General features: G+C 70.8%; 11 protein-coding genes and 2 pseudogenes. 9 read left to right on the forward strand and 4 right to left on the reverse strand.

Annotated features, from left to right (window positions below; all coding sequences use genetic code 11):
- Positions 1 to 3 precede the first annotated feature (3 nt).
- A complete protein-coding gene (locus IL992_RS33375) occupies positions 4 to 1,482 on the forward strand; it encodes an alpha-N-arabinofuranosidase (RefSeq protein ID WP_226874209.1) in 1,479 nt (492 codons plus the stop codon).
- Complete coding sequence (locus tag IL992_RS33380; RefSeq protein WP_319018985.1) at positions 1,479 to 3,524, forward strand: RICIN domain-containing protein; 2,046 nt, start codon at positions 1,479 to 1,481, stop codon at positions 3,522 to 3,524. Before IL992_RS33375 ends, IL992_RS33380 begins: the two co-directional genes overlap by 4 nt.
- Before the next feature lie 6 nt (positions 3,525 to 3,530).
- On the opposite strand, the gene IL992_RS33385 is transcribed toward IL992_RS33380, so the two are convergent.
- Entirely contained in the window at positions 3,531 to 4,520 is a 990-nt protein-coding gene (locus tag IL992_RS33385) for a LacI family DNA-binding transcriptional regulator (RefSeq protein ID WP_319018986.1), read from the reverse strand.
- A gap of 284 nt (positions 4,521 to 4,804) precedes the next feature.
- On the opposite strand from IL992_RS33385, the gene IL992_RS33390 reads away from it, so the two are divergent.
- Positions 4,805 to 7,132 carry an AAA family ATPase gene (locus tag IL992_RS33390; protein ID WP_193207306.1) on the forward strand — a complete coding sequence of 776 codons (2,328 nt, stop codon included), beginning with the start codon at positions 4,805 to 4,807 and terminating at the stop codon, positions 7,130 to 7,132.
- Complete coding sequence (locus IL992_RS33395; RefSeq protein ID WP_193207307.1) at positions 7,129 to 7,473, forward strand: hypothetical protein; 345 nt, start codon at positions 7,129 to 7,131, stop codon at positions 7,471 to 7,473. The genes IL992_RS33390 and IL992_RS33395 overlap by 4 nt, the downstream gene beginning before the upstream one ends.
- Before the next feature lie 241 nt (positions 7,474 to 7,714).
- On the opposite strand, the gene IL992_RS33400 is transcribed toward IL992_RS33395, so the two are convergent.
- Positions 7,715 to 7,930, reverse strand: a complete 216-nt coding sequence (locus IL992_RS33400) for a hypothetical protein (RefSeq protein ID WP_193207308.1) — start codon at positions 7,928 to 7,930, stop codon at positions 7,715 to 7,717.
- A 209-nt stretch (positions 7,931 to 8,139) separates the two neighbouring features.
- Here IL992_RS33400 and IL992_RS33405 point away from each other — a divergent pair, with 209 nt between their 5' ends.
- The 5 genes and pseudogenes from IL992_RS33405 to IL992_RS33425 all read left to right on the forward strand — a co-directional run.
- Positions 8,140 to 9,618: an LVIVD repeat-containing protein gene (locus IL992_RS33405; RefSeq protein WP_193207309.1), complete on the forward strand. Its 1,479-nt coding sequence runs from the start codon at positions 8,140 to 8,142 to the stop codon at positions 9,616 to 9,618.
- Between the two features lie 77 nt (positions 9,619 to 9,695).
- Entirely contained in the window at positions 9,696 to 11,675 is a 1,980-nt protein-coding gene (locus IL992_RS33410) for a copper resistance CopC/CopD family protein (protein WP_193207310.1), read from the forward strand.
- 16 nt (positions 11,676 to 11,691) lie between these two features.
- Positions 11,692 to 12,444, forward strand: coding sequence for a hypothetical protein (locus IL992_RS33415; RefSeq protein WP_193207311.1), 753 nt, complete (start codon positions 11,692 to 11,694; stop codon positions 12,442 to 12,444).
- A gap of 66 nt (positions 12,445 to 12,510) precedes the next feature.
- The gene (locus IL992_RS33420) at positions 12,511 to 13,368 is read left to right on the forward strand and encodes a YcnI family copper-binding membrane protein (protein WP_226874212.1); all 858 of its coding nucleotides are present in this window, start codon (positions 12,511 to 12,513) and stop codon (positions 13,366 to 13,368) included.
- Positions 13,369 to 13,453: 85 nt separating this feature from the next.
- Positions 13,454 to 13,864, forward strand: a pseudogene (locus tag IL992_RS33425) (SDR family NAD(P)-dependent oxidoreductase); the annotation flags it as partial.
- A 405-nt stretch (positions 13,865 to 14,269) separates the two neighbouring features.
- On the opposite strand, the pseudogene IL992_RS49090 reads toward IL992_RS33425, so the two are convergent.
- Both IL992_RS49090 and IL992_RS33435 read right to left on the reverse strand, forming a co-directional pair.
- A pseudogene (locus IL992_RS49090) lies at positions 14,270 to 14,404 on the reverse strand (LysR family transcriptional regulator); the annotation flags it as partial.
- A 96-nt stretch (positions 14,405 to 14,500) separates the two neighbouring features.
- Positions 14,501 to 16,753, reverse strand: coding sequence for a hypothetical protein (locus IL992_RS33435; protein ID WP_193207312.1), 2,253 nt, complete (start codon positions 16,751 to 16,753; stop codon positions 14,501 to 14,503).
- Between the last annotated feature and the right edge of the window lie 6 nt (positions 16,754 to 16,759).

Genomic DNA, 16,759 nt, shown 5'->3' on the forward strand with positions numbered 1-16,759 from the left:
TCATTGCTCACCGCTGACATCACGCTCAGCACCCAGTTCCACCGTGGTCCGGTCGACCGGCGGCTGTTCGGGTCGTTCGTCGAACACATGGGCCGGTGCGTCTACACCGGGATCTACGAGCCCGGCCATCCCGGTGCCGATCCCCACGGATTCCGGACGGACGTGGCCGACCTGGTCCGCGAGCTGGGGACCACGCTGGTCCGCTACCCCGGTGGGAACTTCGTGTCGGGCTACCGCTGGGAGGACGGGGTCGGGCCGGTCGCGGACCGTCCCCGGACCATCGACCTGGCCTGGCGTGGCATCGAGCCCAACGAGGTGGGCACCGACGAGTTCCTCGGCTGGGCGCGGCGCGGCGGCCTGATCCCGATGATGGCGGTGAACCTCGGCACCCGGGGCGTCCAGGACGCCGCGAACCTGGTCGAGTACTGCAACGTCGAGGGCGGCACCCGCTGGTCCGACCTGCGCAGATCGTACGGCACGCCGCAGCCGCACCGGGTCCCGCTGTGGTGCCTGGGCAACGAGATGGACGGTCCCTGGCAGACGGGGCACACCAGCGCCACCGAGTACGGCCGGTTGGCCCGCGAGGCCGGCAAGGCCATGAAGATGATCGACCCGGAGATCGAGGTGGTCGTCTGCGGCAGCAGCCACCGCCACATGCCGACGTTCGGCTACTGGGAGGCCGACGTCCTGGAGCAGACCTACGACGTCGCCGACTACGTCTCCCTGCACGCGTACTACCTCAACGACGGGGAGCGTGCGGGGTATCTCGGGTCCGGCGCCGCCCTCGACGGCTTCATCCAGGACGTCGTGGCGACCGCCGACGCGGTCGGCGCACGGCTCGGCCGGCGCAAGAAGATCAACCTGTCCTGCGACGAATGGAACGTGTGGACCCGCGACCCTGTGGTCGACATCTCGGCCCGGGAACTGGACGTGGCCGTCCCGATCACCGAGCACGTCTACACCCCGCTGGACGCGGTCGTGGTCGGGGACCTGCTGGTGGCACTGCTGAACAACGCCGACCGGGTCAAGATCGGGTGCCTGTCCCTGCTGGTCAACGTCAGCGCGCCGATCCTCACCGAGGCGGGCGGTGCCGCCCGGCGGCAGACCATCTTCTACCCCACGGCGCTGGCGGCCCGGCTCGCCCACGGCCTGAGCCTGCGTACGGTCGTCTCCTGCCCTGAGGTCGCGACCGTACGGCACGGGGACGTCCCGGCCGTGGCCGTCGCCGCCACGTACGACGAGGAGACCGAGGAACTGGCGGTCTTCGTCACCAACCGGGCGGACGAGCCCGCCGAGGTGCGCCTCTCCCAGGCCGGTCCGGGACGGCTGGCCGTGCTCGACGGCTGGACGCTCACGGCCGCCGGCTCGGGTGAACCCGGGACCTTCACCGCGCACGCCGCCGGCGACGCCGGCGCCACCATCCTGCGGCTCGCCCCCGAGTCGTGGACCGCCCTTCGAATGGAACGGAAGGACACCGTGTGAAAGCGATCCTCACCACGCTCGTGCTGCTGGCCGCGTTACTGGTGCCGGTCCCCACGGCGCAGGCCGTGACGACCGGCAACGGCTCCCTCGTCTACTCGCCTCCCGCGGGAAGCGCCTTCGACGCCGCGGGCACCACGTACGCGAAGATCATCGCGCTGAAGAACAACGGGACGCACAACGGCGAGCTGCTCGTCACCTACGACCAGCTCGTCTACGTGAGCGGCCACCAGGTCTATCCCATCTACCGCAGCACGGACGGCGGCTCGACCTGGTCGCACGTCTCGGACGTCGTCCCCAGTTCGACGTTCCCCTCGCTCACGCTGACCTCGCAGCCGTTCCTGTACGAGCTGCCGCAGGCCGTGGGCGGCCTCGCGGCGGGCACCGTCCTGCTGGCCGGCAACCTCATGCCGGCCGACAGGTCCAGCAGCAGGATCGTGCTCTACAAGAGCACCGACCGCGGCTCCACCTGGACGTACCTGAGCACGGTCGACACCGGCGGTCCCGCCGTCTACGACCCGAGCCCGACGTCGACGACCACCACGGTGTGGGAGCCGTCCCTCATCATCGACGCGTCGGGCAACCTCGTCTGCTACTTCTCGGACGAGCGGCAGAAGGCGTCCGGGATCCTGCAGGCGGTCGTCTACCGCAAGTCCACCGACGGCGGGCTGACCTGGGGCCCGGTCGTGAACGTGGCCGCCGTCGGCAACAAGAGCGACAGGCCCGGCATGATCACTGTGGCCAAGCTGCCCAACGGCAAGTACATCGCCACGTACGAGGTGGTCAACCGGCCGAGCCAGACGCTGAACACGGCCCCCGTCTACTACAAGCTGTCCGACGACGGCGTCACCTGGCCCAGCGGGCTGGGCACGCAGATCAAGCTCGCCGACGGCCGGGGCATCGGCTCCTCGCCGTACGTGCGCTGGGTGCCGGCCGGCGGCCCGAACGGCATGATCGTCGTGGCGTCGAAGTGGGGCCTGGACAGCTCAGGCAATATCAACGGCGGCCAGGACTTCTTCGTCAACTACAACCTGGGGCTCGGCAACTGGGAACGGCTCCCGTTCGCGGTGACCTACGACGCCTCCGACACCCAGGGCGGATTCTTCTCCGGCTTCGCCCAGGGCATCGACGTCAGCCCCGACGGCACGACGCTCTACCAGGCGACCAACGTGGAGAACGCCTCCACGACGTACAACGACATCCGGGTCGGCACGATCCCGCTGAACGCCGACCACTACGAGGCCGAGCGGGCCACGGTGAACAACGTCTCGACCGTCACCCACGCCGACGCCTCGAACGGCGCCAAGATCGGCAACATCAACTACTCGACCAGCTACGTGCAGTTCGACGTGAAGGCTCCGGCAACCGGGACGTACACGGTCAACGTCCGCTACGACAACGGGACCGGCGCGACGAGCAGCCACCTCGTGAGCGTCAACGGAGGCACCGCCTTCACCCTGTCGTACCCGCCGACGTACGACTGGGGCCGGTTCCGCTGGGCGCAGTTCACCACCGCCCTGAACGCCGGCACGAACACCATCCGGTTCTCCTACAACGGCACCTACGCCGAGCTGGACTTCATCGACGTCCACCGGTCCGGAGTCGCGGCCCCGGGCGAGTTCAAGATCGTCAACCGCGGCAGCGGCAAATACCTCGAGATCGCGTCCGCCCTGACCACGGACGGGGCCGGGGCAGGGCAGTGGGGCGACACCGACCACATGACCCAGATCTGGAAGGTCTCGTCGACCGGCACCGCCGGCTACTACACCTTCACCAACAAGAACAGCGGCAAACTGCTGGAGATCCCGTCCGGCTCGACCGCCGACGGCACCCAGGCCGACCAGCGGTCCTCCAACGGCGCCACCTACCAGCACTGGTCGCTGACCCCGACCGACAGCGGCTACTACAAGGTCCCCAATCGCAACAGCGGGAAGCTGCTGGAGATCTACCAGAACTCCACGGCGGACGGCGCCATCGCCGACCAGTGGGGCGACACCGGCTGCGCCTGCCAGCAGTGGACCCTCGTGAAGGAAGGCATCCAGTAAGGCCCGTCAGCGTGCGGCGGTGCTGCGGCGTCGCACCAGCGTAGGGACGACGTACGGGGGAGCGGTGGCGTCCTGCTCGGTCTCGTCGACGAGACCGAGCAGGGTCGTCACGGCCAGGCGCCCGACCTCCTCGTGATCGGGCCGTATGGTGGTCAGCGGGGGAATCAGGTAACCCGCCTCCGGGATGTCGTCGAAGCCCACGACGCTCACATCCTCCGGAACCCGGATGCCCCGCTCGTGGAACGCGCGCAGCAGGCCGAGGGCCATGTGGTCGTTCGCGGCGAAGACGGCCGTGATGCCCGGCCGCTCGGCGAGTTCGAGGCCGGCCCGATAGCCCGACTCCGCGCTCCAGTCGCCCACGACGACCGGAGGCGTCGTGCGGCCGGCCTCCTCGAGCGTGGCACGCCATCCGTCGACCCGGGCCTGGGCGTCCAGCCTGTCGCGCGGGCCGGAGACGTGCCATACCGTCTCGTGGCCGAGCTCCAGCAGGTGCTGGACGGCGATCCGAGCCCCCGTTCCCTGGTCGATTCGCACGGTCGGGATCGCGTCGTCCGGGGCCGCTTCGACGGCGACGGCGGGGAGCCCCGCGGGGAGGCTGAGCAGCGCGGTCGTCGTGGCCGCCTGGGACGGGAAGACGACGACCACCCCGGCGACCGCCTGGCTCGCCAGCGAGGCGGCTGTGTCGACGATGCTGGACCGGTCGCCGCTCTCCGGAGTGAGGATCGTCACCCCATACCCGCGGGCCCGGGCGGCGCGCCCGATACCGAGCAGGGTCGTGGCCGGTCCGAACAGCACCGAGTCGAAGCTGATCACACCCAGCATGTGTGATTTCTGCCGAACCAGACCGCGGGCCATGAGGTTGGGGCGATAATCGAGCCTCCGCATCGCGTCCAGGACCCGATCGCGGGTGTCCGGCCGGACATTCGGATGCTCGTTGAGCACCCGGGAGACGGTCTGGTTGGAGACCCCGGCCAGTCGTGCGACGTCCCCGATCACCGCTGGACGTCCCGAGCGACGGCTACCTGCCACAAGACACCCTTTCCCCACCGACCCTGCCGATGTGAACGATACCAATGCGAGGGATGTCCATCTTAAGGGCTGACGGCCCTCGACCATGTTAACGATCACAACAGCCGCCCTGGTCCGGCCCATGGCCCGGCTCATGGCGGTAGCGCCGGGGTCCCCCGACGAATGGGACGAAATAACCGCGCACGTCAGAGCCCGGTAACACCGAGAGCGGCCCCCTTGATATCCCCCTGGAGCCAACTTCGAGGAGTGCCGTGTCCGAGACCCTGCGTGACCTGGTGGCCGCCCGCCTGGCGGCCTCCATGCTCGATCCCGCCGCACGGCGGATCCTGCTCGAGGCGCTGGGCGAGGACGCCGCAGACCGGGGGCGCCCGATCCGGCGGGCATATCTGCAGTCGGTGACGGTCAGCGGCTTCCGCGGCATCGGCCGTACCGCACGGCTCCCGCTCGCGCCCCGGCCAGGGCTGACCCTGGTGGTGGGCCGGAACGGCAGCGGCAAGTCCAGCTTCGCCGAAGCCGTGGAGATCGCGCTCACCGGAGACAACGCCCGCTGGAGCTCGAAGTCGGACATCTGGCGGCGGAGCTGGCGCAACCTGCACGAGTCCGCGACCCCGCAGGTGGCGGTGGAGCTGCTCATGGAAGGCGACACCGAGCCGAGCACCGTGGTACGCGAGTGGACCGGCGACGACGTGGGCGAGTCCCGCGCCGAGGTGGAGCGCCTGGGCGGCGATCCGGTGCCGCTGGCGGAGCTGGGGTGGGGGCCGGACCTGGCGCTGTACCGGCCGTTCCTGTCCTACTCCGAGCTCGGTCAGATGATCAGCGGCAGGCCGAGCGAGATGTACGACGCGGTCGCGACGATCCTCGGCCTGGAACTGCTGGCCACCGCCGACAAGAACCTGCGCGACCGGGCCGGAGACCTGGAAAAGGTGATCAAGCAGGCCGAGGCCGAACTACCCGACCTGACGGACACCGATGACCCACGGGCTCAGGCGGCGCACGCCATACTGCAGAGCAGGAAGCCGGACCTCGACCGGCTGGCTGAGCTGGTCGCGGGTGACCACACCGCAGACGACGCCGAGCTGGTCCGGCTGCGGCGGCAGGCGGAACTGTCCGGGCCGGACGTGGCCGCTGTCGAGGAGCGAGTGGTGCGGCTGCGCACGGCTCTCGCCGCCGCCGAGCAGGTACGCGGGACGTCGGCAGAGGACGCGCGGCACCGGGCCGAGCTGCTGGAGCGGGCGCTGGCGCGCTTTTGCGGCCAGGCATGCCCGGTCTGCGGGGGCGCGCAGCTGGATGAGGTGTGGGCCGGTCAGGCTCGGGACGAGGTCGCCAGGCTCCGCGGGGAGGCCGTCGCCGCCGATGACGCGCGCCGGGAGTTGCGGGCTGCGGCCCAAGCCGTACAGGAGCTGGTTGAGAACCCGCCCGCAGAGATGCCCCCCGAGGTGGGGGCGGCGTGGACGGCCTGCCGCACGCTCGCCGATCCGGTCGCACTGGCGCAGCAGGCGCCCCGGGCGGCCATGGCACTGGCGACAGCCTGCCGGGATGCGCGAGAGTGGGCGGTCAAGCGCCTGGCCGATCTGGACGGCCGGTGGAAGGCGACCGCGACGGCGCTCGCGGCATGGCTGGTGACGGCCCGGCGGGCGGAGGCTGCCAGACCCGAGCTGAAGCAGGTGAAGGCGGTGCGGAAGTGGCTTCGTGACGTTCACGACGAGCTGCGGGCCGAGCGGATGGCGCCTCTGGGAGAGGCCTCCCAGATGATCTGGGAGATGCTGCGACAGCAGAGCAACGTCACGCTTGGCCCGATTCAGCTTGCCGGTTCGGCCACCCAGCGTCGGGTGGTGATGGACGTGTCGGTCGACGAGATCGAGGCGCCCGCACTGGGGGTGATGAGCCAGGGGGAGCTGCACGCGTTGGCGTTGGCGTTGTTCCTGCCGCGGGCGGCGTCGCGGCAGAGTCCGTTCAGCTTCCTGGTGATCGACGATCCGGTGCAATCCATGGATCCGGCGAAGGTCGACGGGCTGGCCCGAGTGCTGGCGATGATCGCCGAGACGCGGCAGGTCGTCGTGTTCACTCATGACACGCGGCTGCCGCAGGCGCTGAAGTATCTACGACTGCCGGCGACCATCATCGAGGTCGTCCGCAAGGAACGGTCCGTGGTGGAGCTGAAGGAGTCCGCCGATCCGGTGGCGCGGGCCCTGCGGGACGCGCGGGCGTTGGCCAAGTCGGGCAAGGTGCCCGCCGATGTGGTGCGACAGGTGCTGCCTGGGCTGTGCCGTACCGCGCTGGAGGCGGCGTTCCTGGAGGTGGCGTGGCATCGGCTGCTGACCGCCGGACAGGATCACGGGTTGGTGGAGCGGCAGATCGGCGACGCGCACAAGCTGACCGAGCTGGCCGCCCTCGCGTTGTACGGGGACGCCTCGAAGTGGAGTCAGGTGCTGGGGGAGCTGAACCTGCGCTACGGCCACTGGGCGGGGGATCTGGTGGTGTTGTGCAACAAGGCCGCACACCAGGCGGTCGCGTTCGGCGATGTCGATGAGCTGGTAGGCCGGACGGCGCGGCTGGCCACGCTGGTGAGGTCGTCATGAGCGCGCTGGCGCTGCTGAGCTCGGCCGACCAGCTGCTGAGGACGTCGGTGGGAGTGTGGCCGCGGCCTGCGGCTCTGCTGTTGCGGTTGTCCCTGGAGCAGGGCTTGCGGGAGTACTTCCAGCGCGTACGGCCCGAGCTCAACACATGCACCATGCTCGAACGGATGCTCTGCCTCGAGGCGTATGCCGGACCCGGGTTGGCCCGGCAGTGCGCAACCCTGTGGTCGGGGCTGAGCCAGGCGTGTCACTACCACGCCTATGAGCTGTCACCGACGCCCGGTGAGCTGCGGCGCTGGCGGGAGGAGGTCGCCGCGGTGCTCAGTCTCCTGGGTTCTTCCTGAACCACGCCTCGGACTCGCGGCCCTTCGTGAGCTGGAGGTTGGAGTCGTCGGTCGGCCCGCTGTCGGTCGCGCGGCCTTCAAGCCGGGCCTATCCGGAGTCGTACGCGGCCATCGGCCCAGTCGCCGGGAAGCGGCTACGGCCTGCGGCGCCTCGGTCAGCGTCGAAGCAAAAGACGGGCCATATTCATCGGCAGTCAACTCATGTGACGAGCTCGGGAGCGCGCCGAATGGGATGCGATCCTCATGGCGGGTCGCCGACGCCGGACAGGTCGCCGCCGAAGGGCGCGGCTTGCGACCCGATCCCGTCGGGCGGCGGGACGCTGTTCACGATGACCGAGTCGGGAGGCTGCTCAAGTCGACGGAGTCCGGCTTCCGGGGGATCGGCCGGGAGGCCGCCGTCCTCGACCGGGTCGGCCTGGTCCGGGGGACGCCGGCGGGCCGGGAGGCGCTCTGTCACCCAGAGGGAGCCGTGGCCGACAGAGCGCCCATCGGTGGCCAAATGTGCCCGGACGGCCCTAAACCGTAGATCTTGCCGAGTTCCTATAGATACCTTTTTGAAACCTTTGCCCCGTGACATACACACTCGTCATCATTAGAGTCACTTTGCTTATGATCTTCGGCGATGCGGCTTTCCCCCTCCGCGTCGCTGCCCCCCAGGGAGGGTGTGTGAGAACGAAACCCCTCGTAGCGGGTGCCGTCGCCTTGCTGGCCGCGGCGGCACTGCAGATCTCCGGAGTCGGCCCGGCGTTCGCCGATGGGCCGTCCGATCCCAGTCCGTCCGACAACTCCGCCCACGGCGGACCGGTCCTGGAGGACGTCCACAACGCCCCGACGACCGCCGTCGCGAGCAACGTCACGTTCCTTGACAACGTCAAAGGCGTGAGTGGCTACTCAGGGCTGAACTTCATCAGCTACGACAAGTACGGCTACGACTTCATGTTCGCCAACGGCACCGGCGGCCTCGCCGTCTGGTCGCTGAAGGACCCCGAGCACCCGGCGCTGGTCTCCACCGTCACGGCTGCCCAGCTGCGCCAGCCAGGGGACACCCAGGACAGGTTCTGGGAAGGCGAGAACATGACCGTCGACCCGAAGCGCAAGCTGGTCTTCCTCAGCAGGGACCCGCGGGGCTTCGGCGGCACCGTCTCGACCGGCCAGTCGGGTGTCTACATCGTCGACGTGAAGAACCCGTGGAAGCCGGAAGTCGTCGTCTTCCAGCCGATCGCGGCCGGCCACACGGCCACCTGCATCAACGACTGCTCGTACCTGTGGTCGGTCGGACCGGCCAACACCGGCACGCCGGGCCAGGACCCGTCCTGGAAGGGCGTGCCGGTCCGGGTGACCGACATCCGTGACGTCAAGCACCCGAAGACCCTGGACCTGGCGCTCGACCTCGGCCGGTTCGACGGCGTCACGGACTACGTGCACAGTGTCGACGTCGACAAGAACGGTGTCGCCTGGGTCTCCGGCGAGGGCGGCGTCCGCGGTTACTGGACCAGGGGCAACCACTACGACCCGGTGCAGAAGGTCAAGCGAGTGGCGACGGCGTACGACCCGATCCCGTACGCGGGTGGCACGGCCCGCCCGACCGACCCGCAGGGCACCGCCTTCTTCGACTATTTCGACCACAACGCCTACCACAACACCGAGAAGCTCGGCTCCTTCGACAAGGGCGAGCTGGTCTACGTGACCAACGAGAACATCACCACCTGCTCGAAGGCCGGCGAGTTCAAAATCGTCTCGCTGAAGGGCAGCTACGACGGCGAGGGCTGGAAGTCCACGCCGGAGGACCCGCTCCGGCTCAACCTGGTCAGCCACTGGTCGCCGTGGGGCAAGGAGGGGTCGGCCACCAGCGGTAGCTGCTCCGCCCACTGGTTCACCGTGAACGGCAACATCGTGGCCATAGCGTGGTACGGGCAGGGCACCCGGTTCCTCGACGTGTCCGACCCGGCCAAGCCGACCCAGGTCGGCTACTTCCGGGTGCCGTCGGGCACGGGCGTGACCGCCGGCTCGGCGTCGGCGGCGTACTGGCACAACGGCCTGGTCTACGTCGCGGACTACAACCGGGGCGTCGACGTGCTGCGGTTCGACGGCAAGCTGGCCGGCGAGCCGGACGAGAAGATCTGCTGGAACTCGTGCGACAAGTAACCGTCTGAGCCGGAGCCGGCCCGAGCGCGAAACCCCGCTCGGGCCGGCTTCGCCGCTGATGGAGTGGAAGGTTGACGGTGCTACGCCGACATGGCACGCGGGGGACGGGAGCCGCCGCGCCCATTGCCGGGCCCATCGCCGGGCCCCGCCCGGCCCGGCTGGTCGCGCGGCTCGTGGCGGTCGTGCTCCTGGCCGCCGGCGGACTGGTCGCGGGCCTTTTCCCCGGCACGGCCGCCCGACCGGCGTACGCGCACGCCTACCTGCTGGAGAGCTCGCCCGTCGACGGCCAGGTGCTGGCCTCGCCCCCGGCTGAGGTCCGGCTCCGCTTCGACGAAGCGGTGAGCCTGGGCCGGCGGTCCATCCAGCTGCTCGACCCCACCGGCAAGGAGCTGGCGATCGACGCCGCGGGGTACGCGGACGGCAAGATCGACACTGCGCGGGCCACCCTGCCCCGGGACCTGGCCGAGGGAACCTACGTGGTGTCCTGGCGGGTCACGTCCGTGGACTCGCACGTGGTGTCGGGCGCGTTCAGCTTCAGTGTCGGCCACCCCAGTGCGACCGCCGCCCCCGTGGAGCGGGACACCGATCGCGTGGTCCCCGTCGTCGCCTCGGTCGGCCGCGCCGTGGCGTACCTCGGAGCGGCCCTCGCCCTCGGCGGCGGGCTGTTCGTGGCCGCGCTCTGGCCCGCCGGCCGCGACGACCGGCGCGGCCGGCGCGTCGTGTGGTCGGGTCTCGCCGCGCTGGCCGCCGGCACCGCGGTGGTGCTGCTCGTCCAGGGGCCGTACGCCGACGGCAGGCCGCTGACCGCGGTGTTCGACCCCAGCCTGCTGGGCGCGACGCTGTCCACCCGGCTGGGCCACGCGCTGCTGGCCCGGCTGGTGCTCGTGGTCGTCCTCGGCGTGGTCTTCCTGATCGCGGTGGGCCGGCCCCCGCTCGGCGCCGGCCCAGAGACGACGCAGACGACCGACCCGGAGACCACCGACTCGGAAACGACGGACCCGGAGACGACCGGTCCCGCATCGGCTGGTCCCGAGTCGGCTGGTCCGGACTCGGCTGGTCCGGGGTCCGCCGGTTCCGAGTCCGCCGGTTTTGAACCAGCCGACCTTGAGCCGGCCGCTGCCGCCCGCAGGATCGCGCTGCCCGCGGTCGCCGCCGCCGGCGCCGTCGCCCTGACACTGACCTGGACGCTCGCGGACCACGCACAGAGCGGCGCGCAGATCTGGCTGGCCGTCCCGGCGACCAGCCTGCACCTGCTCGCCATGGCGCTGTGGCTGGGCGGCCTGGTCGCGCTCGCGGTCTGCGTGCTCGCCCCGGCCGGCAAGCGGGGCCCCGCGCTCCTTTCTCTGGAGCCCGCGCTCCCCAGGTTCTCCCGGCTCGCGCTGCTCTGCTTCGCGGTGATCGCTGTCACCGGCCTGTACCTGTCCTGGCGGCAGGTGGGGACGTGGGGCGCACTCGGCGGGACCGACTTCGGGCGGCTGCTGCTCGGCAAGCTCGCCGCCGTGCTCGGCGTGCTGGCGCTCGCCTCCGGAGCGCGGCGTTTCGTACAGCGACGCGACCGTCTTCCCCGGGGCCCCGGCGCCGCGGTGCGCCGGCTGCGCCGCTCGGTCGCCGGTGAGGTCGTGCTCGGGGTCGTCGTCGTCTCCATCACCGCCGTCCTGGTCGACACGGCCCCGGCCCGCACCAGCTACGCGCCGCCGGTGGACACCACGGTCCCGTTCCCCGCCGCTGCCGCGAACGCGTCCGGCCCGTACGGCGGGCTGCGCGGCGGCTCGATCCAGCTGAAGATCGAACCGGCGAGACCGGGCAGCAACACGGCCGACATCTACCTGACCGGACGGGACGGCACGCTGATCCCGGTGCCCGAGATCTCCGGTGCGCTCGAATCGCGGGACCGCGCCGTACCGGCGCTGCCCGTCAAGGTGACGGCGGCCGAACCCGGCCACTACGTGGCGGGCTCGATGTCCATCCCCTACCCGGGGGAGTGGGTGCTGCGGCTGGACATCCGCGTTTCCGACTTCGACGAGACACGCGCGCGTGTCCCGTTCACCGCACATTGAAAGGCTGGTGACACGCATGCGAGGCGCTGACCGCAAGGCTCGCGGGCCGCGGGTGGCCCTGGCCGCCGCCGGCGCGATCGCCGTCGGTGTCCTGGCGGGGTGCTCCGGCGGGACGCCGCAACCGGCGACCAAGCCGCCCTACACCGTCGAGACCATCCGCTCCGGCTTCGTCAGCGCCGGCGACCTGGGCAAGGGCGCGGTCGCGTTCGAGGACAAAGACCACGCCTCGCATACCATCTACACGCCTCCGAACAGCATCCCCACCTGCCCGTACGTCCAGCGTTCCGACGACGTCCAGGTTCCGGTGGAAGCGGCGGTCGAGCCGGTGGGCGGGAACCCGACCGGCCGGTTCATCGTCGCCCCGCCGAAGGTGGGGCCGGAGACCCTCCCGGTCGTCACCCAGGGCGCGGTGGTCTTCGAGAGCACCACGCTCGCCGGCAACGCGATGGACGCCGTGACGGCCGAGTCGGCCAAGTGCCCGGCGACGTTCACCATTCTCGGTGGGCCGCCGTCCATCGTGGGCGATTACAAGACCAGCAGCCGCCCCTTGGAACTGGACGGGTGGCAGGGATTCGCCCAGCACCTCGTGCACACCCCGCCGGCGGGCCTGGGCTCGGACACCTATGACGATCTGGTCACCGTCGTGGTGCACAAGGCGAACGCGGTCCTCTACGTCGGCTACACCCAGATCAAGAAGGTGGGTGCACGATCCGACACCGAGGAGAAGGTCAAGGACCTGATGACGACGACGCTGGCCCGCCTCGGCTAGGTCGTCCCGGCGAGATCACCGATGGCAGGTCCGAGAACGGTGGGAGTCCCGCCGATAGGAGGAACGTTGAGCGGCAGAGCACTTCCGATGGGCGTGGCACCCGCCACGATGGGCGCCGGCCCCGCGTACCCGGTCACCAGGAGCACGGCACCCGTTCCGGCAGGCTCCGGCCCGGCCGGGGCCGCGGACGGCGCGGCGCGGCGTACGCCCCGGGGGGTGCGCACGCTGCGCCGCGCGGCACGCGGGCTGGTCATCGCGGCGGTGGCGGTCTGCCTGGTCGCCGTCCTGCCGGCCGCGGCGTTCGCGCATGTGAAGGTGACCGCGGACGCGGCCGTCCAGGGCGGCTACGCCGCGCTCACGTTCCGGGTCCCCAACGAGCGCGACGACGCGAGCACCACCAAGATCGAGGTTCAGCTCCCGGCCGACTTCCCGCTGGCCTCGGTCTCGGTGAAGCCGCACCCCGGCTGGGCGTACAAGATCGAGAAGACCACGCTGGCCACGCCTATCGAGTCGCACGGCGCGAAGATCGGCGAGGTCACCTCGAAGATCACCTGGACCGCGTCGGGCGAGGAGTCGGCGATCAAGCCGGGTGAGTACGACGAGTTCTCGGTGAGCGCCGGGCCGCTGCCCGAAACCGACCAGCTGACGTTCAAGACGCTCCAGTACTACGGCAGCGGCGAAGTGGTGCGCTGGATCCAGGAGCAGACCCCCGGCGACGAGGAGCCGGAGCGGCCCGCGCCGGTGCTCAAGCTCACGGCCAAAGGGGGCGCCGCGTCGGCCCCGGTTGCTGAACCGGCGGCCACCGCGGCCGAGACCGGGCCGGACGCGGGGGTCTCATGGGCGATCGGGCTGTCCGCGGCCTCGCTGGTGATCTGCCTGGGATGCGCGGCGGCACTGGCCCTGCGGTGGCGCCGGACGGGATAGGCGGACGGGATGGGCGGACGGCCGGCCGACCGTCCCCGTCCCGCCGATCCCGCGCCGCAGAAAAGCGGGTCGCCGCGACCGGGCTCTGGTCACGGGTGGTTCCCGCGGAATCGGAGCGGCCGTCGTACGCCAACTCCTGGACGCGGGCGCCGAGGTGCTCACGACCGCCAGGTCGGCGACGAGCACGGTGCCGGAGGGGGCCACCTTCGTGGAGGCCGACGTACGGACACGGACTGGAGCGGAGGCGCTCGCCGCGGCCGCGCAGAAGGCGCTCGGCGGCGTGGACATCGTGATCCACAACGCGGGTGGGGCGCGACCGCACATGGGGAGCTCGGCCATCCCCCATGAGGAGTGGCAGGACGCGCTGGACCTGAACTTCCTGGCGTCGGTGCGGCTGGACTCGCTGCTGACACCGGCGATGCGGGAACGCCGTTCGGGGGTGATCGTGCACGTCTCCTTGGCCGCGGTCGCCACCCCGGTAGCGCCGTTCCTGCACTACACGGCGGCGACCGCGGAGGCCGGGACGAGCGTCACCCCCAGCCCGTGGGCGGCCCAGCGCACGGCCGTCGACGTCTGGGACTTGCTCGCAGGCTGCCATCAGGGCGAGGTCCAGCACGCCCCGGCGCCCCAGCCGCTCCAGCTCGGCGGAGCTCGGCTCCTCGAAGACGGTGACCTCCAGCCGCGGGAAGCGGCGGCGCAGCGCGCCCGGCAGCTGCCGCGTGCCGAAGCCCATCTGCACCGCGACCACCAGCTCGCCCACCAGCTCGTCGGCATGGGCCCGCGCCGTCGCCCTCGCCCGCCGCGACGCCCGCACCGCGACCTCCGCCTCCCGCAGGAACGCTCGGCCGGCCACGGTGGGCACCAGTCCGGCCGGCGTGCGGGCGAACAGTTTCACGCCGAGTTCCCGCTCCAGGCTGCGGATCTGCTGGGACACCGACGGTTGGGCGACGTGCAGCCGCTCCGCCGCCGCCGTCACCGAGCCGTCCTCGGCAACGGCCAGGGCGTACTCGAACTGACGAAGGCTCATCGGCTCCATTCCATCCCTGCGGTGGACGTCCACGCCGTGCCGGCACGACGAAGCGGCGGCCTTTCCCGCTCGATCGGGAAGGCCGCCGCTCGGGCGTGGGACCGATCAGGTGCGGGTGAGGAGGAGGTTTCCCGCGCCGCTCTTCCTGATCACGATGATCGCGTAGACACCGGACACCTTGGGATCCTGGATCGAGACGCGTTCGGCCTTGCCCGGCCCTCCGCTGGCGGAACGGCTGGCCTTGGCGCGAGGCAAGCCCCACACGCTGGGATTCGGCGTCATCACGAAAAGGTCGATGTCCTGCCCGTCGCGGGGCGTGGCGATGAACGTCGCGGGCTCGCCCGGCTCGATCCGGGTCGTACGAATCTCGACCAGCCGGTCGGCGCCCATCGTGATCTCCTGCGGGGTTCCCTTCTGGAGGTCGCCGTCGGGCGCCTCGGCCACCTCCAGCGCGTACTCCTGATAGTCGACGTCCGAGGGGACGCTGGCGACGTAGGCGTCGTCGTCGGAGGCGGGCTGCACGGCGATGAAGTCCGGGTTGGAGGCGACCCCGTCCGAGCTCGCGAGCGGCACCTTACCGTGATCGACGGGGTACGCGTCGAGATCGACGTTCGCGCCGTTCGCCGGCGAGGCGACCGCCGCCACTACGGACCACTTGCCGGTCGTGGTGGGGAAGACCGGAAAAAGCGGGACGTTGGCGGGCCAGTGCGCGATCTTCCGGTCGAAGAGGTCCTCGTAGCGCGTGTGGCGGATGGCGTTCTGGAACAGCACCTGCTCCGCGAGAACCTTGTCCTGTGCGCTCAGCCCGGCCAGGAACTGGTCGATGTCGTTTGCCGGCGCCTTCCTGAAGGCGGCCACGACCGCGGCCGGGCCCAGGCCGCCGACGTCCCAGTACTTCTCGTCGCGCGGGCCGGAGTCGGCCAGGTCGAGGAGGGCGCCGGCCACGCGACCCTCGACCTCGGCCCCGTTGGACCAGCCCTCGCTGAACCAGGTCGGGCTCTCGATGTCGACCGGGGTGTCGGTCGGGCCCCACCGGTAGTGCGTGTCGTCGTAGGTCTGGACGGCGACCCAGTCGGCCCATCCCTCGGACCAGGCACAGGCCGGGCTCTCCGAGGTCTTGATGTAGTGGTCTTCACAGGAGGCGTCGTAGGGCGGCAGGCGGTCGTGGGTGTAGTCCATGATGAAGTGCCCCAGCTCGTGGGCGACTGTCATCTTCTGCAGGTGGGCCGATGCGCTCAGGTGGATCTGGAACCGGCTGGTGCATTTGCCGGCGATGACGGCCGGGCAGTAGTACGAGCGAGCGAGCACCTGGTCGGGGGCCCATTTCACGACCACCTGCCGGCAGGCGGCCTCGCCTGGTTTCCAGCAGTCGTCACCCGGCTGGTTCAGCCACCGGGTGTAGGCCTTCCACGTGTCGTAGGCCGCGGTGAGGATCCGTAACGCGCCCTCCATCTCGTCGCCGGGCTTGGCCGCGTAGTCGAGGGTCGTCTTGTCGGTGCCCCTGGGCACGTCGTTCACCACGGTGCTGTAGTCGAAGTAGAACAGGTTGTCGCCGGCGCCCGGCTCCACCACCTTCCAGAGCGGGCTGACCGTGTGCACCTGGAGATAGACGTCCTGCTCGCCGCCGTCTTCATCGGTCCCGGGGAAGCACACCTTGTAGTCCCCCGCGTCGTCGGTCAGGGCCTGCCCGAGCAGGTTGCTTCGTTCCGGGTCCTTGTCCCACGCCTCCACGGTGACTTTGGGCACGCCCCTGACAGCGCCGTCGTCCGCCTTCACGTGGGTGACGCGTCCGTGCACGCAGGTGTCACCGGCGAGGGCGGTCATGGACGCCTGCGGCGGCGCGGGTCGCGGCCGGCCGTCGCGCGGCCTGCCGAAGACCGACGACTTCTCCCCGATGGTGAGATAGGCGAGCCCTTCACTGCCCGGGCCGGGCCGCCCGTCGCGCGCCTGGACGCGGATCGAGGCGGGCCCGGGGGCGACCGCGGTGACCACGCCCTCGTATTGGACCGGCCTGCCGCGCAATACCCTCTCCGTACGGCTCGCGCGGTCCACGGGGCTGCGGCCGATCGTCGCCGCGGCGCGGGCGAGCCCGGCGGGCGGGCGCACCCAGCGCAGGTTCTCCGGCAACTCGATGATCGTCGTCGCGTCCGGCACGTCCTCCCTCGCGGTGACCTCCACCGTGAGCGTCGCCGTCTGTCCCACGGCCGGGGCGCGGTCGAGTCCCACGTCGACGGTGAAGCAGTTCCCCGGATCACACGAGGGCGGCTTCGCGGGGGCCGCGTGGGCCGGGGCCGCGGCGAGACCCGCCGCGGCCAGTCCGGTGGCGGCCAGGGCGGCCGCCATCAGTCGGCGTAGCATTCATTT

It is taken from the genome of Microbispora sitophila, assembly GCF_014892245.1.
GTDB lineage: Bacteria > Actinomycetota > Actinomycetes > Streptosporangiales > Streptosporangiaceae > Microbispora > Microbispora siamensis.

What these genes read in the sequence shown, in the direction of transcription:
- IL992_RS33395 (WP_193207307.1), top strand. Translation starts at nt 7,129, where the DNA reads ATGAGCGCGCTGGCGCTGCTGAGCTCGGCCGACCAGCTGCTGAGGACG.
- IL992_RS33415 (WP_193207311.1), top strand. Translation starts at nt 11,692, where the DNA reads ATGCGAGGCGCTGACCGCAAGGCTCGCGGGCCGCGGGTGGCCCTGGCC.
- IL992_RS33435 (WP_193207312.1), bottom strand. Translation starts at nt 16,753, where the DNA reads ATGCTACGCCGACTGATGGCGGCCGCCCTGGCCGCCACCGGACTGGCC.